Consider the following 25,528-nt stretch of genomic DNA (forward strand, 5'->3'; position numbering starts at 1 on the left):
TTGAACGACCGTAACGAAAGTCTCGACCAGTTGAAACGCGCCGCCCTGCTGCGCCTGCTCCAGCAACGCGGCGCCAGCCGTACCGAACGGGCACCGCAGGATGCAATCGAAGCCGCCGACCGCAGCGCCGCGCTGCCGCTGTCATTCGCCCAGCAACGCTTGTGGTTCCTCGACCAGCTTGATCACACCGCCAGCGTGGCCTATCACATGCCTGCGGCCTTGCGCCTGACGGGCAGCCTGGACAGATCGGCACTCAAGTCCGCACTCGACCATCTGGTGGCGCGTCACGAAAGCCTGCGCACGACCTTCAAGCAAGAAAACGAGCAACCGGTGCAAGTCATCGCAGCTGCCGACAGTGGCTTTGTGTTGGTGGAGCAGGATCTGCGTGAGCAGTCGCCCGAACAGGCACGCCTGAGCGCCACCCGGATCAGCGAAGCCGAAGCCGCCGAGCCTTTCGACCTGTTGGAAGGGCCTCTGATTCGTGGTCGCCTGCTGCAAGTGACCGATGAAGAACACCTGCTGCTGATCACCCAGCACCACATCATTTCCGATGGCTGGTCCATTGAAGTGCTGGTCCGGGAGTTCTCGGCGCTTTATGAAGCCTTTGTCGGCAACCAGCCGAACCCGCTGCCGCCCTTGTCGATCCAGTATGCCGACTACGCCGCCTGGCAACGTCAACGCATGAATGGCGACCTCCAGACACAACATCTGGAGTTCTGGCGTAATCACCTGAGCGGCGCACCCGTCCTGCTGACGGTTCCCACTGACCGGCCTCGCCCGCCAGTACAAAGCCATGAAGGCAGCACCCTGAAATTCACTCTGCCCAAGGAGCTGTCTCGCGCAATCGGTGCCTTTGCCCAGTTGCGCGCCGCAACGCCATTCATGACCCTGATGGCGGCCTGGGCCGTGCTGTTGACCCGCATCAGCGGCCAGCAGGACGTAGTGATCGGCACTGTCGCCGCCAATCGTGACCGCCAGGATGTACAAGGTCTGATCGGCTTCTTTGCCAACACCCTGGCGTTGCGTGTCCGTTTGCAGGCTGATCCGAGCCTGGATGAAGTCATGGCCCAGGTGCGCAACCTGATGCTGGAATCGTCGAGCTATCAGGACACGCCTTTCGACCTGGTAGTCGAAGCACTCAAGCCACCGCGCAGTGCCAGCCACAGCCCGATCTTCCAGACCATGCTGTACACCAACGCCGGCAACGACGCAGAACAGCTGAGCCTGCCGGGCCTGACGCTGGAATTCCTGTCTTCGCGTCAGGAAGACACCCAGCACGATCTGTCTCTGCACATTGACGAGGGCGGCGAGCAACTGGTGTGCAGCCTGTCCTACTCCACGGCCCTGTTCGACGTCTCGACCATCGAACGACTTTCCCGGCGCTTCGAGCGAGTGCTGCGCTATTTCACCGATGCACCACAGACCCGGGTCGGCGCGCTGGACCTGGACCCGGATCTTGAACTGCCACAGGTGCAGCCTGTCAGCCACGACGCTCTGGAAACGCCACTGTCCTGGCATCAGGAACGTATCTGGTTCGTCGATACCTTTGAAACTGGCTATCTGTATGCCGCCAACCCGATCTACCACAATATCCCGCTGTTGCTGGAACTCAGTGGTGAAATCAATACCACAGCGCTGCAAACGGCCCTCAATGGCTTGATGGTTCGCCATGAAATCCTCCGTTGCCGGGTGCTCAGCGATGGCGCCAGGGCCTGGCAGCGTTTTGAAAAGAACGCCTCGCTCCCCCTCAACTGTCTGCAAGCCGCAATCGGTCAATGCACCGTCATTGCGCTGGAAGATGCGACGCAGCCGCTGCATATGGACGGTGGCGGTCTGGTGCGGGCGACGCTGGTACAGGACGGTACTCAAGAAGCGGTGCTGGCCATTACCGTTCACCACCTGTTGGCCGACCGGGCTTCGATGCAGATCATCAAGCGCGACGTGCTGGAGCTGTATGACGCGGCCTGCTCGGAGCGCGAACCGCAACTTTCAGACCTGCCGGTCACCTATCATGATTTCGCCCAATGGCAGCGTCAGTTGCCTGCCGCGACCCGTGAATCCCTGCGTTCGTTCTGGGCCTACCAACTGCGCGGCAAGCTGCAGCCCATGGAACTGCCTCTAAACCGTCCTCGCGCAGCGGTTCATGTGTTCACACCGGCCACCCATGCCTTTGCCCTCACTACCGGACAGGTCAAGGCTATCGAAGCCGTCGCACGCCGCGCCGGAGTCTCGACCCAAAGCCTGGCCCTGAGTGCATTCACCGCCCTGCTGCGTCGCTATGCCGGGCACGACGAGCTGGTGATCGGCACCACCGCTGCCTGCCGCGAAGACGTGGTCTTGCAGGACATGGTCGGCCCGGTCGGCAACCTGCTGGTGCTGCGCGGTGCCTGCGATGAAAACACCTCGCTGCAAGGCTTGCTGACCCAGACCTCGACAAAACTGGCTCAGGCCCACAAACATCGCTACATGCAGTTCGACCAACTGGTACTGGCCCTCAATCCCGACAAGGACATGAGCCGCACCGCGCTGTTCGATGTGCTGTTCAACTTCGAACAGGCTCGCCAGACGCCTGATCAGGTTGCAGGCCTTGGAGTTCGTACCCTGGAAACCAGCCTGGGTTACGGCAAGAACGACCTGCATCTGTTGATCGTCGCCAGCGAAGCTCAGTGGCAAGGCCACATGACCTACAACGCCGACTTCTTTGATCAGGACTTCATCGCGCAACTGATGCAGCATTTCGTGCGTCTGCTGGATGCCTTTGCTGGCGATACCGAACAACCGGTGGATGACATCCCGCTGCTGGATGAACAGGAAAAACTCCTTCAGGCCTTGCATTGGAACGACACCGAAGCCGCTTACCCGACGGATGCAACGCTGCACCAACTGTTCGAGGCGCAGGTGCTGGCCACACCGGAACATATTGCGGTCAACAGTAGCGAGGGTCAGCTCACCTATAAAGCCCTCAATGAGCGGGCCAACCGTCTGGCCCATCGCTTGCGTGCCAGCGGGGTCGCTACCCAGGAGTTGATCGCCATTCTGCTGGACCGCTCGCTGGACATGATTGTCAGCACCCTGGCCGTGCTCAAGGCCGGCGCGGCCTATGTGCCCATCGACCCGGCCTCGCCTGCCGATCGCATGGCCTACATTCTGAAAGACAGCGGCGTGCGCAAGATCATCGCACGGGCAGAGACAGCAGCATCCCTGGCAGACCCGGATCTTGAAGTCTTCGATCCCGCCTCGATGAACGAAGAGCGCATTACCGCTACAAACCTGGACAACCTGACGGCGCCGGGCCACTTGTGCTACGTGATCTACACCTCGGGATCCACCGGCCAGCCCAAGGGCACCTTGCTGGAACACCGCAACGTAGTACGCCTGCTGCACAACAGCCGCAGCCCTTTCAGCTTCGGCAGCGACGATGTCTGGACGCTGTTCCACTCCAACGCCTTCGATTTCTCGGTATGGGAAATGTTCGGAGCCTTGCTGCACGGCGGGCGTCTGGTGCTGGTGCCGGAACCCGAGCGCCGTGATCCGGCGCTGCTCCTCGATTTCCTCGAACGCGAGCAGGTCACGGTCCTCAACCAGACTCCCTCGGCCTTCCTGCCCTTGAGCGAAGCCGCGCTGGGACGCAAGGAAACCGCTCTGCGCGCCTTGAAATACGTGATCTTTGGCGGCGAAAGCCTGGAAGTGAATCGCCTGGGGGCGTTCCATGACGCCTTCCCCGAGGTGGCGCTGATCAATATGTACGGCATCACCGAAACCTGCGTGCATGTGACCTTCAAGCACATCAAGGCCGATGACATCAACGCCAGCATTTCCAATGTGGGACGGCCGATCCCGACCACCGTGACCTACGTCATGGACGGCAAACAGCGTCTGCTGCCGGTGGGCGTACCGGGGGAAATCTGTGTCGGTGGCCTTGGGGTCGGGCGCGGCTACCTGAATCGTCCGCAACTCACTGCCGAGCGTTTCATCGACGACCCGCTGCGCCCCGGTGAGCGCCTGTATCGCTCGGGTGACCTGGGCAAATTGCTGAGCAATGGCGAGATCGTACACCTGGGCCGCATGGACGCTCAGGTCAAGATTCGTGGCTTCCGTATTGAACTGGGCGAGATCGAGGCCAAGTTGCTGGCCTGCGAAGGCGTGCATGAAGTGCGCGTACTGGCCCGCGACGATGCCCGCCAGGGCAAACGCCTGATCGCCTACCTGATTCCCGAGCCGGGAGCCGTGATTGAAGTGGCGGCCCTGCGCAAGCAATTGGGCGCGACCTTGCCGGACTATATGGTGCCCAGCGCCTTTGTCAGCCTGAACGCTTACCCACTGACCGCCAACGGTAAACTGGATCAGGATGCCCTGCCCGCTGCTGGCGTAGATTCCATGTCCGAGCGCGGCTATGAAGCGCCACAGGGCACCACCGAACAGGCACTGGCGCAGATTTATCAGGAACTGCTGGGCGTTGAGCGTGTGGGGCGTCGTGACGGCTTCTTCGAGCTGGGTGGCCACTCGCTGCTGGCCGCGCAACTGGTGTCACGTGTCCGTCAGGTGCTGGGCGGCGAACTGATGCTGCGTGAGCTGTTCAGCCACCCGACCGTCGAAGAACTGGCCAGGGTCATCGGTGCGCTGGAACAGACCACAGTTGCCGGCATTCAGCCCATCGACCGTGAAGCTCCGCTGGTCCTGTCCTTCTCTCAACAGCGCCTGTGGTTCCTCGATCAACTGGACCCCAATGCCAGCATCGCTTATCACATGCCGGCGTCCCTGCAATTGCGCGGCGACCTGAACACTCAGGCCTTGAAAGCTGCACTGGATCATCTGGTGGCACGTCACGAAGGGCTGCGCACCACCTTCAAGCGTATCGGTGAACAGCCGGTTCAGGTGATTGCCGCCACCGACAGCGGCTTCAGCCTGACCGAACACGACCTGCGCGCCCTGCCTTTCGAGGAGGCACAATCCAGCGCGGCACGTATCGCCCAGCGCGAAGCGGCAGCGCCGTTCGATTTGCAACACGGCCCGCTGATTCGCGGCAGCCTGGTGCGTCTGGCCGATGACGAATATCGCCTGCATATCACCCAGCACCACATCATTTCCGATGGCTGGTCCGTGGGTGTGCTGGTCAAGGAGTTCGCGCAGCTTTATGAAGCCTTTGCCAACGGCAATACCCCATCGCTCGAACCGCTGGCGGTCCAGTACGCCGACTATGCCGCCTGGCAGCGCGAAACCCTTTCAGGCCCGCAACTGGTCAACCAGCTTGAGCAATGGCGCGAGCACCTGGGTGGCGCGCCGACTCTCTTGACCCTGCCTGCCGACCGCCCAAGGCCTGCGCTGCAAAGCTATCGCGGTGCCGACGTGCCACTGGCATTGAGCCCACAACTGCTCGCTCAGGTGGAACGCTGCTGCAAGCAACACGACGTCACACTGTTCATGGTCCTGCTCAGCGCCTGGTCGGTGCTGATGGCGCGGCTGGGCAACGAGCGCGATGTGGTGATCGGCGTGCCGACTGCCAACCGTGGCAATGCGCAGGTCGAATCCCTGATCGGCTTTTTCGTCAACACGCTGCCGGTGCGGGTGCAATTGCAGGACAGCCCGAGCGTCGCGCAACTGCTGGTGCAGGTCCGGGACACACTGCTGGCGGTCCATGAACGCCAGGAAGTACCTTTCGAGCATGTGATCGAAGCCCTGCAACCTCCGCGTTCCCTGAGCCATAACCCGTTGTGTCAGGTTGCACTGTCCTTGAACAACACCCCGGACGATGGCCCGCTTAACTTGCCGGGCCTGACCCTGACAGCCCTGAATCAGGCTCAGGAAACCTCGCAGTTCGACCTGATGCTGTCTCTGGCGGAAAACGCCGGGACGCTGGGCGGTGCCATTCAATACGCCACCGACCTGTTTGATCGTGCAACCGTGGAACGCTTCGCCCAATCCTTCCAGGTACTGCTGGAAGCCTTTGTCCGAGACAGCGAACAACCGGTCATGGCCCTGCCGCTGCTGACGCCTGCCCAGCGAGAAGCGCACCCGTCATTGCGCCCTCCTGTGGCGAATTTCGGCACTCATACCCTGATTCATCAGCGTTTCGAGCAAATGGCGGAACAACAGCCGCAAGCCATTGCACTGCAATTCGCCGAACGTCAGGTCAGCTATCAGGAACTCAACCGTCGGGCCAACCGCATTGCCGGGCAACTGCTCGACTTGAACGTCAAGCCCGATGATCGGGTCGGTATTCTCGCCGAACGTGGCGTGGACATGCTGTGCGCCATTCTCGGCGTGCTGAAAGCCGGTGCCGCTTACGTCCCGCTGGACCCAGCCTATCCGCAGGCGCGCCTGACTTATCTGCTGGAGGACAGCCAGCCGGTTGCCCTGCTGGCCCAGCCCGCCAGCCTGGATGCACTGGGCGCCCGTCCCGACATTGCGCTGATCGAGCTGAACCCGCAAACCGACAGTGAAACGGCAGCCGACGCCACCCTGGACCGCAATCCGGCTCCAGAGCTTGGTCCGCAGCACCTCGCTTACGTGATTTACACCTCCGGCTCTACCGGGCTGCCCAAAGGTGTGCTGGTGGAGCACGGCAATGTGGCGCGACTGTTCGATGCCACACAGGCCAGCTTCAGTTTCGGCAGTGACGATGTCTGGACGCTGTTCCACTCCTTCGCCTTCGACTTCTCGGTCTGGGAGATCTGGGGAGCCTTGATCTACGGCGGCAAGCTGGTGATCGTGCCCACCGAACTGGCACGCTCGCCGGATGACTTCCATGCACTGGTCTGCCGTGAGCGGGTCAGCGTGCTGAACCAGACGCCGAGCGCCTTCCGCCAGTTCATCGAAGCCGCCGGGCGCAGCGACGAAGCACACAGCCTCAAGGAAGTGATTTTCGGCGGCGAAGCCCTGGACGTTCGCACCCTGCGTGCCTGGACACAGAACACGCCGCTGACCCGCACCCGACTGGTGAACATGTACGGGATTACCGAAATAACCGTACATGCCACCTTTCATGCCGTCAGCCAGGCGGAAATCGATGCAGGTGATAACGGCCTGATCGGCGAACCGCTGCAGGACCTGTGCCTGCGCATTCTGGATGCCTTCGGGCAGCCGGTGCCGGTCGGTGTCGAAGGCGAAATCTATATTGGCGGCGCAGGCGTCGCTCGCCACTACCTGAACCGTCCTGAACTCAACGCAGAGCGTTTCATCGCCGATCCGTTTGCCAGCAGCCCTGAAGCACGCCTCTATCGCACAGGCGATGTGGCGCGCTATCGGGCCGATGGCGGAATCGTCTATGTGGGCCGCAACGACTCACAGATCAAGATCCGCGGTTTCCGTATCGAACTGGGCGAGATCGAAGCCCGTCTGCAAGCCTGCGACGGCGTGCGTGAAGCCGTGGTGATCGTGCGCGAAGATGCGCCCGGTGACAAACGTCTGGTGGCTTACCTGATCGCCCATGAACAGGCGACGCTGGAGTCGTCGGCCCTGCGTTCGCAACTGGCCAGTACCCTGGCCGAGCATATGATCCCGAGCGCTTTCATGCCCCTGTCGGCATGGCCGCTGACCACCAACGGCAAGCTGGATCGCAACGCACTGCCCGCGCCGGATCGCACTGCAACGGCAACCCGCGAGTACGAAGCGCCTCAAGGCACGCTGGAAATTGCCCTGGCGTCGGCCTGGCAGGAACTCTTGGGTATCGAGCGTGTGGGGCGCGAAGATCACTTCTTCGAGCTGGGCGGGCATTCGTTCCTGGTAATCAGCCTGATCGAGCGCCTGCGCCAGAGCGGAATCGTGCTGGATGTGCGCAGCGTCTTTGCCGCACCGACACTCAAGGCCATGGCCGCAGTGCTGTCTACGGATACCGAGCTTGCCAGCACCGCAATTCCGCCAAATCTGATTCCTGACGGCTGCACGGAAATCACCCCGGACATGCTGCCGCTGGTCACGCTCACTCAGGCGGAAATCGAGCAGATTGTGGCTGACGTGCCGGGTGGTGCCGGCAATGTGCAGGACATCTACCCGCTTTCGTCGCTGCAGGAAGGGATTCTCTTCCACCACCTGTTGCAGGGCCAGGGCGATGCGTACCTGATGCGTACTGTCGTGAAATTCAAACAACGCGAGCGTCTGGACGAGTTTCTGGCGGCGCTGCAAAGCGTGATCAATCGCCATGACATCCTGCGTACGGCCCTGCGCTGGTCCGGCCTGCCGAAACCGGTGCAGATCGTGCAGCGCCAGGCAACGCTGCCGGTGAATGTGCTCGACAGCAGCCAGGCTGCCGATCCGTTGCAGATGCTGCATGAACACACCGACACCCAGACCCTGAGCCTGGATCTGCAACAGGCCCCGCTGATCGCGGCGTACATGACCTGGGACCGGACACGGGAGCAATGGCTGCTGGCGCTGCTGGATCACCACTTGATCAGCGATAACGTGACCCTGCGCCTGATCATGTCGGAGATCTACGCCATCCTGCATGGCGAAGGTCACAGCCTGCCGCCGTCTCACCCTTACCGGAACTTTATTGCCAAGGCGGCCATGGTTTCCCAGGAAGAGCACGAAGCCTATTTCCGCAAACTTCTGGGCGACGTGGACGAAACCACTGCGCCCTATGGTGTGCTGGATGTTCAGAGCAGCGGTGCCGGCAATACCAAGGCCATCCGTTACCTGAGCGATGAGGTCAGCGCAGCCGTTCACCGCGTGGCCAAAATCCGTGGGGTGCCCAATTCCGTGCTGTTCCATGCGGCCTGGGGGCTGGTGGTCGCGGCCACCAGCGGACGCGACGATGCGGTATTCGGCACGGTGTTGTCGGGCCGTTCCCAGGGTGCCAGCGGTGCCGACCAGGCACTGGGCATGTTCATCAACACCCTGCCGATGCGCATTCGCCTGGAGCAAAGAAGCGTCAACGACATCGTCCAGGATGCCTATCAGCAATTGAGCGAGCTGCTGACCCACGAACAGGCTTCACTGGCCCTGGCCCAGCGTTGCAGTGCGGTCGATGCCTCGATGCCGCTGTTTACCGTCATCCTCAACTGCCGACATGGCGAGATGATCACTGCCGATGGCAGCAATATCGCTGAATTCGACAAGTGGGACGGTATCCAGTTCGAGGCTTCGGAAACCCACACCAACTACCCGATCGAAATTGCCGTGGCGACTGAAAACGGTGCGATCTCGCTGACCTCCCAGACAGTGGTCGGTATCGACCCGCAACGTATTGCCGATTATCTGGCACAAGCGGTGACTGTGCTGGTGGAAGCGCTGGAACATACACCGCAACGTCTGGCCGATACCCTCGACATCCTGCCTGTGGCAGAGCGCCAATTGGTGCTGAACGGTTTCAACCAGACCGCCAGCGACTTTGGCAGCCCTCGCCCTCTGCAGACCTTGTTCGAGCAGCAGGTTCAGGTTCAGCCGAATGCCATTGCGCTGGTGCATGAGCAGCAACAGCTCACCTACGCCCAGCTCAACCGTCGGGCCAATCAGTTGGCCCAGCGTCTACTGTCCCACGGCATTCAGCCAGAACAGCGGGTGGCCATCTGTGCAGAACGCGGCGTCGAGATGATCGTGGCTCTGCTCGCCGTGCTCAAGGCTGGCGGCGCTTATGTGCCGATCGACCCGGATCACCCGACTGACCGTATCGCCTTTATCCTCAAGGACAGCGACGCTCAGGCTCTGCTCTGCCAGCAGGCACTGACTGCTCACCTGCCTGCCGAACCCAACCGTCCGATGCTGATCCTGCTCGATGAGCATGACCTTGAATCGGTCGATAACGACGCGCAATACGACAAGAACATCGACCCTGCCAGCATCGGCCTGACCGCCGAGAACCTGGCCTATGTGATCTACACCTCCGGCTCAACCGGGCAGTCCAAGGGCGTGATGGTCGAGCACCGTTCGGTGTTCAACTTCAGTCACGTCATGGCCCGCACCACCCACGCCCATTGCCCGCCGCAGGCCAATGTGGCCCTCAATGCCGGGTTCTACTTCGACATGTCCATCAAGGGCATCGCGCAACTGTTCTTTGGCCATCGCCTGATCATCATTCCGCCTTTGATCCGTGCCAGCGGCCATGAACTGCTGGATTTCCTTGAGAAACATCAGGTCCATGCCTTCGATTCCACGCCATCACAGCTGGATACATTGCTGGCGGCGGGATTGCTGGAACGTCGCAGCTATCAGCCGGTCAGCGTCCTGCTGGGTGGCGAAGCCCTGAATGCTGCGACCTGGGACAAGCTGCGCCAGAGCCAGAACATCCGTTTCTACAACATGTACGGCCCGACCGAATGCACGGTCGATGCCTCTTTGGGCCTGATCAGCGATCTGGGCGACCGTCCGAGCATCGGCAAGCCGCTGTCCAACATGCAGGTGCTGGTACTCGACAAGCGTGGCCAGCCGGTGCCGGTGGGTGTGACCGGGGAACTGCATATCGGCGGTGCCGGTGTGGCCCGCGGTTATCTGAACAACCCGCAAATGACCGCCGAGCGCTTCTTCAGCAATCCGTTCTCCAGTAATCAACAGGCTCGCTTGTACAAGACCGGCGACCTGGGCCGCTGGAAAGCTGACGGCAGCCTGGAATACGCAGGACGCAACGACTTCCAGGTCAAGATCCGGGGCTTCCGTATCGAACTGGGCGAGATCGAAAGCGCATTGCTGACCTCTCCGGCAGTACGTGAAGCAGTAGTGATTGCCCGTGAAGACAACCCAGGCGAAGCCAGCAGCAGCCGATTGGTGGCCTATATCTGTGGCGAACCGACTTCTGCCGAGGAACTGCGCGCCTTGCTGCTCAAGCGCCTGCCGGAATACATGGTGCCCAGCGCCTTCGTGCAACTGGAATCCATGCCACTGACCGCCAACGGCAAGCTCGACCGCCGCGCCCTGCCCGCTCCGGGCCAGGAATCGCTTGCCAGCCGTGCCTATGAGGCACCACAGGGCGAGGTGGAAGAAGCCATTGCCAAAATCTGGCAGGACTTGCTGCATGTGGAGCGAGTCGGCCGTAACGATGGCTTCCTGGAACTGGGCGGCCATTCGCTGCTGGCAGTGCAATTGCTCTCGCGGCTGCGCCGCAAGCTCGGCACCCGGCTGACCTTGCGTGAGCTGTTCGACGCCCCGACTGTGCGCGGTCTTGCAGCACGAGTGGAATCGGCTTCGTCCGAACAAAGCCAGACCATCCCGCTGGCCAACCGCAAGGAAAAGCTTGCCCTGTCGTTTTCGCAGCAACGCTTGTGGTTCCTGGATCATCTGGACCCGGCAGCCGGTGCCGCCTATCACCTGCCAGTGGCACTGCGCCTGAGTGGACAGCTGAACCCCGATGCCTTGCAGGCCGCCCTTGACCGTCTGGTGGCCCGCCATGAAAACCTGCGGACTTCGTTTGCACTGGTCGATGGCCAACCGGAACAGAAAATCGCACCTGCGGACCGTGGTTTCTCGCTGACGCGGCATGATTTGCGTCAGTTGCTGGCCGAGGAACGTCAACGGACCATCGAGCAACTGGGTGAAACCAATGCCAGTACTCTGTTCGATCTCGGCAACGGGCCACTGCTCAGAGGTTGTCTGGTACAGACTGGCAACAATGAGCATGTGTTGTTCATCACCTTGCACCACATCATCTCGGACGGCTGGTCCAACAGTGTTCTGGCCCACGAAATAAGCGTGCTTTACAGCGCCTACAGCCAGGGGAACAAGGACCCGCTGCCAGCCTTGCCGCTGCAATACGCCGATTACGCCGTCTGGCAACGGCAGTGGTTGCAGGGTGCAGCCCTGCAGGCCCAGACCGACTTCTGGCACAAGCACCTGCAAGGCGCACCCGCCTTGCTGAACCTGCCACTCGACCGGCCTCGCCCAACCGTGCAGAGCTATGCCGGCGGCATCCTCGACTTCACTTTGCCCGCAGCGCTGAGCGAACAGTTGCGTACCTTCAGCCAGGCACAGGGCACCACCCTGTTCATGACCCTCCTGGCTGGCTGGTCGACTCTGCTGACTCACCTCAGCGGCCAGGATGATGTGGTGGTCGGGACACCGGTCGCCAACAGGCAGCGTACCGAGCTGGAGCCGCTGATCGGCTTCTTCGCCAACACCCTGGCCTTAAGGGTCAAGGCTGAGCGTGAGACGAGTGTTTCCAGGTTGCTGGTCAGCATCAGAGACCTGACCCTGGCAGCCTTCAATCATCAGGATCTGCCTTTCGAGCAGGTGGTCAGCGCGCTGCAGCCGACCCGCAGCATGAGCCACAGCCCGCTGTTCCAGGTGATGCTCAGCCTCAACAACACCCCGCCAGCACCGCTGACGCTGCCCGGACTTGAGATCGAGTCCCTGGAAAGTGCTCACCACACGACCCAGTTCGATCTGTCGCTGTCTCTTACCGAGGATCAAGGCAGCTTGTACGGCAGCATGCAGTACGCCAGCGACCTGTTCGATACCGCAACGGTGCAGAACATTCTCGATCTGTTCACTCTGAACCTGGAGCATCTGATCGCGGATGCCCGGCAACCGGTCGGCAAGCTGCTGGAACAGTTGCCCGCGCTGGTGCGTGCCGAGTCCGCGCCGCACCTGCCCGCCTCGGCACTGGATGCACAAGAAGCAGAAGCCTTGCCCTATGAGGCCCCGCAAGGCGATACGGAACTGGCGATTGCACGCATCTGGCAAGAGCTGTTCAAGACCGAGCAGATCAGTCGCCACGATGATTTCTTCAAACTGGGCGGCATCTCGCTGATGGCCGTACAAATGACCTCAAGGCTGCGCAAGGTGCTGGGCAAGGCAATCGCGGTCCGTGATCTGTTTGTCGAACCTACCGTGGCCGGTTTCGCCCGGACTCTGGACCAGAAGGCTGGTCAGGCAGCACAGAGCAATCTGGTGCCTATCCGTCGCAGCGGCAGCCAGCGGCCACTGTTCCTGGTCCACCCATTGGGCGGCGAAGTGCAATATGCAAGGGATCTGGCACCGGAGCTGAATGTCGAGGTGCCGGTCTACGGGCTGGCGGCCAGTGGTTTCGCTGCCGGGGAAAAGACCCCGAACACGATCCAGGCCCTTGCCGCCAGCTACCTCACAGCGATTCGCGCCGTGCAGCCCAAGGGGCCTTACCGCATCGCGGGCTGGTCGGCTGGTGGCCTGATCGCCCATGAAATGGCTCATCAGGCCATTGCTGCGGGTGAAACGGTGGAGTTCCTGGGGATTATCGATACCTCGGTACACAAGACAGCGCCTGCCGAGAAACCACTCAGCGAAACGCAATTCCTGCTCGAATGGCTGCCGGAACGGATCGAACCGGCCATCAGAAACGAGCTGGATGCCCATGCCGCTGCCAACAGGATCGAGCAGATGCTTGCACTGTGCCTGGCCAACGACCTGTTGCCGCAGGAGCTGGGCAAAGACATCGACGCCCAGTCTCTGCGCACTCACCTGAAGGTTGCCTATGCCATTCGTCAGGCGGTCGATGCCTATGTCAGCCCTGTGACGGCAGTGAACGTATCGCTGTTTACCGCCAAGGACCAAGAGCGTGTCGATGCGACTCTGGGCTGGAGCGACCTGCAGGGCAACCGCCTGCAAGTCACCCCGCTGCGCGGCGAGCACAATACGCTGGTAACGGCACCGTATGTCAGGGCATTGGGCGAGGCCATCTCTCTGGCCTTGAAGCGTCTATAACTTCCAGCAGCATCGGCGACCTGGTGCTAGAAGCACCAGGCCGCCATTCACCGGGTTGGAACGAGGTCTTTTCTGTGAATGGAGCATCTGCAACGGCAATCAACTTTGCCGACAAGTTTTCCCTGTTTTCCGAGCAATGGACCCCCAAGGTCATCGCGCAGATGAATGACTACCAGTTCAAGCTGGTCAAGGTCGAAGGCGAGTTCATCTGGCATAGCCATGCCGACACGGATGAAGTCTTTATCGTCCTGGAAGGCGAACTGGAGATTCACCTGCGCGATGGCAAGGTCACTTTGGGAGCAGGAGAAATGTATGTGGTCGGCAAAGGTGTCGAGCACAAGCCTTGTGCGGCGCGGGAGGCCAGGATTCTGCTGGTCGAACCCCGTGGCGTCATCAATACCGGCGAGCACACTGGCGAGATGACCGCCGAGAATGACCGCTGGATCTGAAGCAGCGCTCCCGCATACTGCGCGGGAGCCTTCAGTTTGAAGCCCTCAGCCTGAAGCATGAATCAGGAAACCACCGCCTTGACGGGCGGCTGGGTACGACGTCCCAAAACACCGGCACCTGCTGCCACCAGACCGGAGATCACCAGCGTGATCAGCAGAATCCAGGCCGCCTGTGAAATGCGCTTGGCGGCAACTTCGGCGGTTTCACGGGCTTTCTGCTCGGCCTGGGCCTTCAACTCCTCATACTTGGCATAAGCCTCGCGGTAACTGGCCTGAGCCTGATCGACGATCTGGTTGGCTTCTTCATCGGTCTTGTTGCCACGGGCCTTGATCAGATTGACCAGCGCCTGACGGTCGGCCGCATCCCAGGCCTGATCGCCCTTGGCCTTGATCCGATCCATCAGACCACCCAGTTGCTCATCGGCTTGTTGAGGGTTCTGAGCACCTTGTCGGGCAGTATTCTGCGCGTCCTGTTGGGTGGACTGGGCCTCCTGCCTGACATTATCGGGGTTCAGTTCGGGTTTTCCGGTCTGGCGCATGGCGGTTTCGATTTCACCCTGAATATCGTTGAGGTTGAAGTCGATACCTTGCGCACGCAGTTGCTCCTGAATCTTGCCGCCCAGCGCAGGCGCGACCTGAGCAATGCCGCTGCCCAGTGCCGACATGCCGCTGCCAGCCAGATTCAGACCACCGCGTACCACGCCCGTAACAGCACTGGAAACCAGATAGACCGTGATCAGCGAAACACTGGCCCACACCAGCAAGCCGTGAAACGCACCTTCACGCTGAGCCAGACGCCCTGCCGCCCACCCCCCGACAAACAGCGAGATCATGGAGCTGGCGACCAGCCAGATACCGGCACCAGTACCGATCCCGGACATGGGGTTGGCTTCCTGGACAGGGTCGATGCTGGCACTCCCGATAGCCGTCCCCAGCAGGTTCAGCAGCAATGAAACAACCATGGCCAACACGACACCGGCCAGTATCGCACTCCAGGAAATACGCTTGAGCAGCGGTGCAATGGTATGGGTGTCTTGATGGGCATAGGCGGGATCAACGCCCGGATTGATACGGTCATCGCGAATCATGATGGTAGTCCTTGAAGTCAGTGGCAGAACACGCAAAAAGCCTGCGCTTAGTCCAGTGACCTGAAGGCAACTCAGGAAGTTTAATACTTCCGTCGAAAAGTTTTAAATAATCAAAAACGTTACAGAGTGCGCTTTATACACATAAATAAATATGACTCACCCATGTTACAGCCTGGGGCCTGACATGCACTGCACTTTATACTCTTAACACTCTCTGCCACTCGACTCGCCAGACCACTCATGATCAGATTAATTTCTAACAATATTGTAATAATCGGCTCATCTTCCCGTTAGCCTTCACGACGTACCATCACGCTCAAGTCCTCAGGTTCAACGAACAGAATCGCAGTGAAACTTCACGGCTGGTCAGTGCGGATGAAAAACCTCGTGCCGAACAGATAAACAAGTCGGAAGGCTGAAAATCAGATTTCCAGAACTCACCTTTATAGCTTTACAGCTCCTTTGGTAAAGGTGAATCTTCAAGCGTCCTCAGGGACGCTTTTTTTTGGGTACGTTTTCAGTGATGTATAGCAATACTTCACTCTGCATGTCAGAAAGGAATAAAAAACCCGCCCCCTTACAGCAATCGAGAGTGCTGAAACATGAGCAGAATGGGTCAAGTTTCAACATGCGTCGCTTCTGAAAAATACTGACGATTCGATAAATGGAAAATAGCCGGCTACTCAGAACCGCCTTGAAAACTTCTTGAGAAGCTCATTCTCAAGGATAGGCCTACGCTCAGCCCCTCTCCGGTGCCCTGCCGCTTGACTACAAAGCCCTCGCTGGAGGGCTTTTTCATTCAAGCCCCCGAAATCGGCAGCCAGCAGGCCGATCTCACCGCAAAAAAATACCAATCAAGCATAATAAACAAACCGTAAATCACAAAAATGTATATTAGCTTAAAACCAAAAAGACTTTTACAGCCCCTTCTCAGACGAATAAGGTCTTAAAAACCAGCCTGAAGCGCTGTTCGACTTGAAGAGGATTTCTCATGCACCGCACTCAACATCAGGCATTGCCAGCCAACCCCGCGGACCAGGGGACGCAGCAATGATCAAACGCCCTCTTCCCATGCGCCTGTTGTTTGCCGCTGCCACTGCCGCCACTTTGCTGGGTTGCTCCCCTGCCGGTCAGGACAGTCAGGCGGCCAAGACGCTCAAAGTCGCTTTTTTCAGGGATAACACCATATTGGTCAGCGTCGATCTCTTCCAGGTCTACTGGCTGGAGCATCGGGTAGTGCTGCGCAATGTCGTCGAGTCATTGACCGATCAGGACCCACAGACCGGCAAGATCATTCCCTGGCTGGCAGAGCGCTGGGAGGTAAGTGACAACGCGCTGGAATACACCTTTCACCTGCGCAAGGACGTGACCTTCAGCAACGGTACGCGCTTCGACGCTCATGCGGTGAAGGCTGCTTATGACTCAAACAAATCTTTCGCCGCCCAGTTGCCGAGCACCTTTGGCGCGACTTATCTGGCGGGCTACGATCACGCCGAGGTCCTGGACGACTTTACCGTCAAGCTGGTGCTGGCCAAGCCCAATGCCGGCTTCCTGCAAGCCACGTCCACTACCAACCTCTCAATTCTGGCTCCGGAATCCTACAAGCTCAGCGCCAAGGAGCGCTCGTTGGGCGCGATCATTGGCACCGGGCCTTTTGTGCTGGAGCGCTATACGCCGGAAAGCGGTCTGCTCCTGACCAAACGCAAAGGCTACGCCTGGCCATCAGCCAATGCCCAGAACAAGGGCGAAGCGCATCTGGATAAGGTCGAAGTCAGTTACGTGCCGGAAGAAAGCGTGCGCAACGGTCAGTTCGTACAGGGCCAGGTCGATATTCTCTGGCCGCGCAACCCGTTTTCCGAAGTGGACCTGAACCTGTTCAAGTCCAAGGGCGCCACCATCCAGAGCCGCTCCCTGCCTGGTCCGGCCTTGAACATCTACCCCAATACCCGTGGCTCGCGCATTCTGGCTGATCGCGATGTGCGTCTGGCGCTACAGAAAGGCATCGACCGCAAGACTTACGCCGCCACGGTTTATAGCCCAGAGTTCCCTGTGGTTTCTGGCATCTATGACATCACTACGCCTTATTACAAGAACCAGAGCGACAAGCTTGCCTATGATCCCCAGGGTGCCGAGCGACTGCTGGAAGGTGCGGGCTGGCAGAAAAATGCCGATGGCTATCGCTACAAGGACGGTAAACGGCTGAAGCTTTCCTACAACCTGTCGCCTTCCGAAAGCGCTGGCGATGTGCTGATCCAGGATCAACTGCGCAAGATCGGTATCGAACTCAAGCTCAGCGTCGTGACGACGGCTGAATGGGCGGCGACCAACGCCGCAGGTAACTACGACCTGACCTTCGCCTATATGACCCGCGCAGACCCGATCGTCCTGCAGAGCATCCTCGATCCGCGCAGTGCCAACAGCTCGACCCTGGCGACCAGCCTTTACGAGCCGCAAACGCTGCCAAGAGCACTGGAGCTGTTCGATGCCGGGCTGACCGCTACCCGCAGCGAGCAAAGGGCGCAAGCCTATGGCGACTTGCAGGACCTGCTGATCGACGAAGGCTCGGCATTCCCTATCTATGAGCGGGTCTGGCAAGCCGCGACCGCCAAGAAGGTGCGTAATTTCCACTGGACCGCCGAAGGTTTCGCACTGTTCAACGACATCGAGATCGCAACACCATGAGCCGTTACGTTCTTGGCCGGATTGCCCAGGCGCTGCTGGTACTCTGGGGTGCCTACAGCATCACTTATTTCATTCTGTATCTGCTGCCCGGCGACACACTGTCCATCATGCTCAGCGCCTCAGGGGTCGAGATCGATGCTCTGTCAGAGCAGGACCTCGCTCAGGCCAGGTCCTATTACGGGCTGGATCGCAGCGCCTTCGAGCAATATGTCGATCTGCTATGGGGCGCGATCCACGGTGACTTCGGCAATTCGCTCACGCTCAACCGCCCCGTTTCAGAAGTGCTGGTCGAGCGGCTGCCGCAAACCATGGCGCTGGCAGGCCTGGCCATTGTCCTGTCGCTGATCGGCGGGATCGGCCTGGCGTACCTCACCGCGTATGTACGCTGGCAGCCGTTGAAGGTCGCCCTGTCGCGCTTGCCTTCGCTGGGCTTCTCGGTACCGGTGTTCTGGATGGGATTGTTGCTGATCCAGTTGTTCGCCTTCAGCCTCGGCTGGTTTCCGGCAACCGGCAATGATGGCTTTTCCAGCCTGATATTGCCTGCGGTCACTCTGGCGATTCCCAGTGCCGCGGTTTACGCCCAGGTTCTGCTGCGCGGCTTTCAGGGTGTCTGGAAAGAACCCTACATCATCACCGCCTACGCCAAAGGCCTGAGCCGCGCTCAGGTCCAGGCACGTCATGCGTTCAAGAACGCGGCCTTGCCACTGCTGACGCTGATCGGCCTGCAGGTGGGCAATACCGTTTCCGGCGCAGTACTGGTGGAAACCATCTTCGCCCGCTCTGGAGTCGGTCGTCTTGCCCAGGAAGCGGTGCTGCGCCAGGACATCCCGGTGGTACTCGCCATCGTCGCCGTCTCGGCTGCCGCTTTTGTATTGGTCAATCTGATCGTTGACCTGCTCTACCCTGCGCTGGATCCGCGCATCGCCCACACGCCAAAGGTCTCCTGACACCATGACCATTTTCGATAATCGCCTTGCGCGTCTGGCTCGCGTTGTCAGCCGCAGTGAAACACCGCCTGCGACCCAGTGGCGGCGGCGCAGCAGCCTGAGCCGGGCTTTCGATGCCGCAAGACCACTGTTGCGTCGACCCGGCTTTCTGCTGGCGGTGGCTATCGTTGCCTTTGCGTTGCTGGCAGCAATAGCTCCGACCCTGCTCAGCAGCTATGCCCCCTACGCCACCTCGCCGACCGACAAGCTCACGCCGCCCAATGCCGTACACTGGTTCGGCACCGACGAGCTGGGGCGCGACCTTTATACCCGCGTCGTGCATGGCTCCAGCCTGTCTGTGCAGGCGGCCTTGCTGGCCGTCGGCATCGCCATGGCCGGTGGCCTTAGCCTTGGGGTGATTTCCGGCTTTGCGGGCGGCCGTATCGATGCCGTGATCATGCGTTTCATCGATGTATTACTGGCCCTGCCCGGCCTGTTGCTGGCTTTGGCCATTGTCACGGCTATCGGCTTCGGCACCATTCCGGTGGCCATCGCGGTGGGTGTCGGGATCATCCCCGGCTTCGCCCGCACCACCCGCGCCGAAGTGCTGCGCGTCAAGACCTTGCCCTACGTCGAGGCGGCACGCCTGGGCGGTGCAAGCTGGACCCGAACCTTGCTGCGACACATCCTGCCCAACGCCTGGGGCCCGGTTGCCGTGCTGGCCACTCTGGACTTCGGCGCAGCGATTCTGGCCACCGCCGGCCTGAGCTTTCTCGGCTTTGGCGCAGAACCACCAGCCGCCGAATGGGGCACGCTGATTGCCAACGGCCGTCACTTCCTGATGACCGCGCCCTGGGTGTCACTGTTGCCTGGCCTGTTTCTGGTCACCGTAGTGTTCAGCTTCAACCATATCGCCCGCACCCTGGAAGAGACTCAACGATGACCGATACGCCTCAACTGATCGATCTCCAGAACCTGAGCGTGACCTATCGCTTCAACGGGCAGCTCACTCAGGCCGTGCGTAACGTTTCCTTTCAAGTGGCAAGAGGCGAAACCGTGGCGATTGTCGGCGAGTCCGGCTCCGGCAAGTCCACCATCGCCAACTCGATACTCGGCCTGCTGCCGGATAACGCAACCATCACCCACGGCGAACTGCGGGTCGATGGCAACGACCTGAGCCACGCCTCTGAACGTGAAAAACGGCAGATCCGCGGCAGCATCATCGGCCTGGTTCCCCAGGACCCGATGGTCAGCCTCAACCCGACCTTGCGCATTGGCCAGCAGATTGCCGAAGCGCTGGTCCAGGCCCACGGCCGTCGCTACCCGGCCATCGATGCCGATGTCGTGGAGTTGCTGGAACAGGTCGGGCTCGACAAACCGGTGCTGCGCGCCCGGCAGTACCCGCACGAACTGTCAGGTGGCATGCGTCAGCGGGTGCTGATTGCCATTGCTCTGGCGGGCAATCCGCGATTGATCATCGCCGACGAGCCGACCAGCGCGCTGGATGTCACGGTGCAACGCAAGATTCTCGACCACCTGCAACGTCTGGTGGGCGAACGTGGCATTTCCCTGCTGATCATCACCCACGACCTTGGCGTGGCGGCTGATCGCGCAGACCGGGTGCTGGTGATGAAAAGCGGTGAACTGGTGGAACAAGGCCCGCCACAGCAGATCCTCATCAAGCCAGAGCACGCTTACACCCGCGCATTGATTGCCGCAGCGCCTGCTTTCGGACAGCGCAAAAGCCCGGCCGCGCCGCGCAATATCTCGCCCGACGCTACGCCGTTGCTGACCTTGAGCAATATCGGCAAGACCTATCGCCTGCCTTATGTGAAAGGAGAAGACGCCGACTTCCAGGCCTTGCAGGATGTCAATTTCAAGGTTTATCCGGGCCAGACACTGGCCATTGTCGGCGAATCCGGCTCGGGCAAAAGCACGGCATTGCGCATCGCCCTGGGCCTGGAAAAGCCGACCCACGGACGAGTACTGTTTGAGGACCGCGATGTCACGGACCTTGGCTGGAACGAGTTCAGGCCGTTGCGGCGGCGTATCCAGCTGGTTCAGCAGAACCCGTTCGGCGCCCTCGACCCACGCTTTACCTTGTTTGAAAGCATTGTTGAACCACTGGTTTCCTTTGGCCTGCTCAAGGGGCGCGAACTGGAACAGGCTGCACGCCAGCTTATCGAACGGGTTCACCTGCCAACCGCCTATCTGGATCGACTGCCCCGCGAGCTGTCAGGCGGACAACGGCAACGGGTTGCAATTGCCAGAGCCCTGGCCCTGCAACCGGACCTGCTGCTGCTCGATGAACCTGTCTCGGCACTCGATGTTTCGGTTCAGGCGCAGATCCTTGACCTGCTCGTCGAACTGCAAAGTGAACTGGGCATCGCTTATGTGCTGGTTTCCCATGACCTTGCGGTGGTTGCCAGCGTCGCCCATCAGGTACTGGTGCTCAAACACGGCAAGACCGTCGAACAAGGTCTCGCCAGCGACGTCTTCGAGCGGCCCGAGGCGGCTTACACGCAAGAGCTTATTGCCGCGATACCGGGCCGGAGCCTGGAATTGCAGGCTGCGTCATAGGAGCAGCCTCATAAAATAATTTATGGGGCTCTGCAAATAACGTTGTTGGCTGCCAACCAGCCAGACCTCTAGGATGCCTTATCGCTCATCGCCTCAAGGAAAGACCATGATAAGGCTGCATCATCTGAACCAGTCTCGCTCCATCCGCATTCTCTGGCTGCTGGAGGAGATTGGCGCGCCGTACGACATCGAGTTTTACCGTCGCGACGGCAAGACCCATTTTGCACCCGAGTCCTTGAAGGCCATCCATCCTCTGGGCAAATCCCCGGTTATCGAGCTTGATGGCAAGGTCGTTGCCGAATCCGGCGCCATCACCGAGATTCTCATCGAACGCTTCGCGCCGCACCTTGCCCCTGAAAAATACACAGGGGATTATCTGGACTACCTGCAATGGCTGCACTTCTCCGAAAGCTCCGCCATGCTCCCACCGCTGTTGAAAATCTTTGCACAGCGCGAAACGGCCACCCTCTCCTTTCTGCCCGGCTATGCGCAGGTCGAATGCGAAAAAGTCTTTGGCTATCTGAACCAGCAACTGGAAAACAAGACGTTTCTGGTCGGCGAAAAGCTGAGCGGTGCGGACTTCATGATGTTTTTTGTCGCTGAACTGGTGGAGCGGCTGGAGAAGCCGCAGGCCTACGCCAATATTCAGCGCTATCTGGCCACGCTGAGGAACCTTGATAGCTGGAAAAGTGCGCAGGCGCGTGAGACCGGGTTTTACGGGTAGGCATAAGCAGTCGCTTCATGACTCCGTCGGCACTTACTCATAAAACACTGGTGCCAGAATCTGGCACCAGTGGGCGTTAGGCTTGCCTCAACTCCCCATGAGTACCGCACCTATCATGAAGCGTATCCAGTACCACAATTACGGCGATGCCAGTGTCATGCAGCTTGAGTCATTCGAACTGGCCTCACCCGGTCACTCCGAGGTCGCCGTAAAGGTCCGGTTTGCAGCCATCAACCCTATCGACTGGAAGCTGCGTCAGGGCCAGATGAAACTCATTACAGGCAAGGCGTTCCCCCGTACGATGGGTATGGATTTTTCGGGGACAGTCATTGCCACAGGCACCGGCGTGACGCGCTTCAAGGTCGGTGACGCCGTTTTCGGGCTTGCCCGTTTCAAGGAAAGTGGCGCATTGGCAGAGGCTGTGATCACCAGGGAAGCGCTGTTGGCCAGGAAACCCGATGAGGTGTCTTTCGAGGATGCGGCCTGTCTCGCAACACCCGGAGTCACAGCCTGGAACGGCCTTGCAGACAAGGCAAGACTGACGGCAGGCCATCATGTTTTCATCAATGGTTGTCGCGGCGCAGTGGGTGAAGCCGCCGTGCAGATCGCACGCATGACCGGCGCAAGGATTTCAGGCAGTTGCAGTGCTGGCGGCATGCAGCAGGCAAAGCTCCTTGGCGTTGAAACCGTTTACGACTACCAGACGACAAACCTTGCTGACATCAAGGAGCGTTTTGACGTGGTGTATGACACGGCAGCCACAATGACGACCGCCACCGGGTTTGGAATGCTGCGCAAGGGAGGCGTATTCCTGGATCTGACACCCAGCCCCGGCAAGTTCATTCGTGCCATTATTGACCGGCGCCTAAAACCCGTTATCTGCACACCGCGCCCCGGTATTCTTGACGACCTTGCCAGCGCCGTAAAGAATGGCAATTTCCGGGTTTCCATAGCTCAGACCGTTCCCCTGAACGAAGCCATCGCGCTTATCACCGCGCTGGAGGGAGGCCGGAGAATCCCTGGCAAGGCCCTTGTAGCGATGGATTGAAGCGTGTCACGAAGCCATAGATTATTCGACCTCATGCAAGTGCTTCGCCGCCACCGCGGCGCGGTTTCCGGTGAAGTGCTTGCGGGCGAACTGAAAGTTTCACTGCGCACCATACGCCGCGATATCGCCACTTTGCAGGCCATGGGCGCAGACGTCACCGGAGAGCCTGGCGTGGGCTACATGCTGCGTCCAGACTTCCTTCTGCCACCCCTCACCTTTACCGAGGAAGAGATCCAGGCACTGGTGGCTGGCGCGCTGTGGGTCAGCCGCCAGACCGACGAGGGTCTGGCTCACGCCGTCGATAACGCCCTCGCAAAAATCCATGCGGTCCTGCCGCCGGATATGCGGCGCTCCCTGGACGACAATACGATCTATATCAACCGCGACAGGAAGGACTCCACAGTCCTGGATATGACCAAGGTCAGACAGGCACTGCGCGAGCAACGCAAACTGCACATCCGGTACACCGACAAGAATGGCGCAGAGTCACAAAGAATCATCTGGCCCATCATGCTGGGGTTCGTCGAATCACGCCTGTTTATTGCAGGATGGTGCGAGCTGCGCGAGGGCTATCGAATTTTCCGGACCGACCAGATAGCAGAAGTGGACTTCCTCAAGGATCACTACTCTCGCCCTCGCCAGCAACTGATCAAGGAATGGCGGGCTCAGGAAGCTCATCCCTGTAACCAGAGTGACTGCAGTTGATGGAGTGCAGCGCAAGCCTGCGCAAAGTGCCAAGGGATCACGAACTACATCAGTACTGCCAGGACTATAAGCGCCAAGACGGCAATACCTGTCAAAGACGTCAAGTTGGCCTGCGGGGTTTCTGAAAGCAAAGAGCCTTTCACTGGGTACTTCCCTAGCGTGAGAGCCTTCATCACAGGCCAGCCGACAAAGTAGAAAACAGCTCGAAAAACGACTTCAACCAGTATGTCAATCACAGCCGACAATCCTTGATCTGCTTAAAAGAGAATGGGCGCGTAAATTACCACTTCACAACAGATTGCCGAAGGCCTGCGTTAAGCTTCAGTTTCCTGCCTTGCGCTCTTCCCGCCGCTGAACAAGCACGCAAACACTCATCAAGACGACACCCGATACCGCAAGGATGCTTCCTACCCAGCCGGTGGACGCCCACCCGAAACCGGAGGCAATGGCCAGCCCTCCAAGGCTTGCGCCTACGGCATTGGAGATATTGAAGGCGCTGTGATTGAGGGCGGCGGCAAGGGTCTGCGCTTCACCCGCGATATTCATGAGGTGAACCTGTAGCGCTGGCACGAGTGCAAAGCCACAACCGATGAAAAACAGAACCGTCAGCGAGCCCCAGGTCGAAGACGCATAGATGGAAAAAAGCCCGAGAAAGACAACGTTCCAGATCATGATGCAGAAAATGGCGGGGATCAGTGCCCGGTCTGCCAGCCAGCCTCCCGCCAGGTTACCGACGATCATGCCAAGCCCCCACAGGGCCAGAACCATCGGCACCTGATCCACGCCAAAGCCGCTCACTTCAGTCAGTGTCGGCGTGATGTAGCTGTACACCGCAAACATTCCACCGAAACCAATCGAGGCCGTCGCCAGAGTCAGCCATATCCGAGGCCGCTTCAAGCCGCTCAACTCTGCCTTGGGGCTGGCTTTTTCATCTTTGGGGATCGTGGGTACGAAGTACCAGAACAGCCCCATCGAAACCACTCCGGCAGCAGCAAGTGCAGCAAAGGTCGCGCGCCAGCCCCAAAGCTGTCCGATCCAGGTCGCAATCGGTACGCCGATCACGTTAGCCGCCGCCAGCCCGGCCATCACATACCCTGCTGCCTGAGCCTTGCGGTTCTCGGCCACCATGGCTGCTGCCACCAGACAGGCTACGCCGTAATACGCGCCATGGGGCAAACCAGCCAGAAACCGGGCTCCGAGCAGCGACATGTGATCCCAGGCCACCGCGCTTGCTGCATACCCCAGTGCAAACAAGGCCAGCAACGAAATCAGCAGAAGCTTTCTCGGCCAGCGCGCAGCCATGATCGCAATGGCAGGAGCACCGATCACCACGCCAAGCGCATAGGCACTGATATAGCCACCGGCAGTCGGCATCGAGACATCGGTACTCTCTGCCAGGCCCGGCAGAAGACTCATTGAAACGAACTCGCCCGTACCGATGAAAAGCCCGCCGAGACCCAGCGTCACAATCGCGGCGGTTACGCTATGAGGAGCAGTAGTCGCTGATAGATCGCCGACCGCAACGCTGTCTGAATGGCTCATGAAAATCTCCTGCAAAGCGGTTAACGAGATGACACGGTACGAAGGGCGAACCCGGTAGTTTTCTCCGGTACACCCGGGCGGACAGGAAAACCGTTCGGCAAGCCCGTGCCATTGCTTGTGTAAAGCAACCTGTCGCATCATTGAATTTTTCTAATGATAAACTCTGCATCCTTCGATTT

General features: G+C 59.8%; 11 protein-coding genes. 9 read left to right on the forward strand and 2 right to left on the reverse strand.

All coding sequences use genetic code 11. From position 1 onward, the window contains the following. Together Q6A51_RS20720 and Q6A51_RS20725 are read left to right on the forward strand one after the other, a co-directional pair. On the forward strand, positions 1-13,605 hold the full coding sequence (locus Q6A51_RS20720; RefSeq protein WP_304575616.1) for a non-ribosomal peptide synthetase: 13,605 nt from the start codon (positions 1-3) through the stop codon (positions 13,603-13,605). Between the two features lie 74 nt (positions 13,606-13,679). Further along, a complete protein-coding gene (locus Q6A51_RS20725) occupies positions 13,680-14,054 on the forward strand; it encodes a cupin domain-containing protein (protein ID WP_122370706.1) in 375 nt (124 codons plus the stop codon). A gap of 62 nt (positions 14,055-14,116) precedes the next feature. Here Q6A51_RS20725 and Q6A51_RS20730 read toward each other — a convergent pair whose 3' ends face one another. Then, positions 14,117-15,142, reverse strand: a complete 1,026-nt coding sequence (locus Q6A51_RS20730) for a hypothetical protein (protein ID WP_304575617.1) — start codon at positions 15,140-15,142, stop codon at positions 14,117-14,119. Between the two features lie 1,050 nt (positions 15,143-16,192). On the opposite strand from Q6A51_RS20730, the gene Q6A51_RS20735 reads away from it, so the two are divergent. The 7 genes from Q6A51_RS20735 (at position 16,193) to Q6A51_RS20765 (ending at position 23,807) form a co-directional block, all read left to right on the forward strand. Then, positions 16,193-17,824: an ABC transporter substrate-binding protein gene (locus Q6A51_RS20735; RefSeq protein WP_304575618.1), complete on the forward strand. Its 1,632-nt coding sequence runs from the start codon at positions 16,193-16,195 to the stop codon at positions 17,822-17,824. Next, on the forward strand, positions 17,821-18,771 hold the full coding sequence (locus Q6A51_RS20740) for an ABC transporter permease (RefSeq protein ID WP_304575619.1): 951 nt from the start codon (positions 17,821-17,823) through the stop codon (positions 18,769-18,771). The genes Q6A51_RS20735 and Q6A51_RS20740 overlap by 4 nt, the downstream gene beginning before the upstream one ends. Before the next feature lie 4 nt (positions 18,772-18,775). Next, positions 18,776-19,693 carry an ABC transporter permease gene (locus Q6A51_RS20745; RefSeq protein WP_304575620.1) on the forward strand — a complete coding sequence of 306 codons (918 nt, stop codon included), beginning with the start codon at positions 18,776-18,778 and terminating at the stop codon, positions 19,691-19,693. Beyond that, on the forward strand, positions 19,690-21,330 hold the full coding sequence (locus Q6A51_RS20750; protein WP_304575621.1) for a dipeptide ABC transporter ATP-binding protein: 1,641 nt from the start codon (positions 19,690-19,692) through the stop codon (positions 21,328-21,330). Before Q6A51_RS20745 ends, Q6A51_RS20750 begins: the two co-directional genes overlap by 4 nt. Before the next feature lie 106 nt (positions 21,331-21,436). Further along, positions 21,437-22,054, forward strand: a complete 618-nt coding sequence (locus tag Q6A51_RS20755; RefSeq protein ID WP_304575622.1) for a glutathione S-transferase family protein — start codon at positions 21,437-21,439, stop codon at positions 22,052-22,054. 115 nt (positions 22,055-22,169) lie between these two features. Further along, positions 22,170-23,102, forward strand: a complete 933-nt coding sequence (locus tag Q6A51_RS20760) for an NAD(P)-dependent alcohol dehydrogenase (protein ID WP_304575671.1) — start codon at positions 22,170-22,172, stop codon at positions 23,100-23,102. 3 nt (positions 23,103-23,105) lie between these two features. Continuing rightward, positions 23,106-23,807 (forward strand): helix-turn-helix transcriptional regulator, encoded by a 702-nt coding sequence (locus tag Q6A51_RS20765; RefSeq protein ID WP_201017148.1) that lies wholly within the window; start codon positions 23,106-23,108, stop codon positions 23,805-23,807. Positions 23,808-24,128: 321 nt separating this feature from the next. Here Q6A51_RS20765 and Q6A51_RS20770 read toward each other — a convergent pair whose 3' ends face one another. Beyond that, a complete protein-coding gene (locus Q6A51_RS20770; protein ID WP_304575623.1) occupies positions 24,129-25,349 on the reverse strand; it encodes an MFS transporter in 1,221 nt (406 codons plus the stop codon). Positions 25,350-25,528: the final 179 nt, after the last annotated feature.

It is taken from the genome of Pseudomonas serbiensis (genome assembly GCF_030580745.1).
Taxonomy (GTDB): Bacteria; Pseudomonadota; Gammaproteobacteria; order Pseudomonadales; family Pseudomonadaceae; genus Aquipseudomonas; species Aquipseudomonas serbiensis.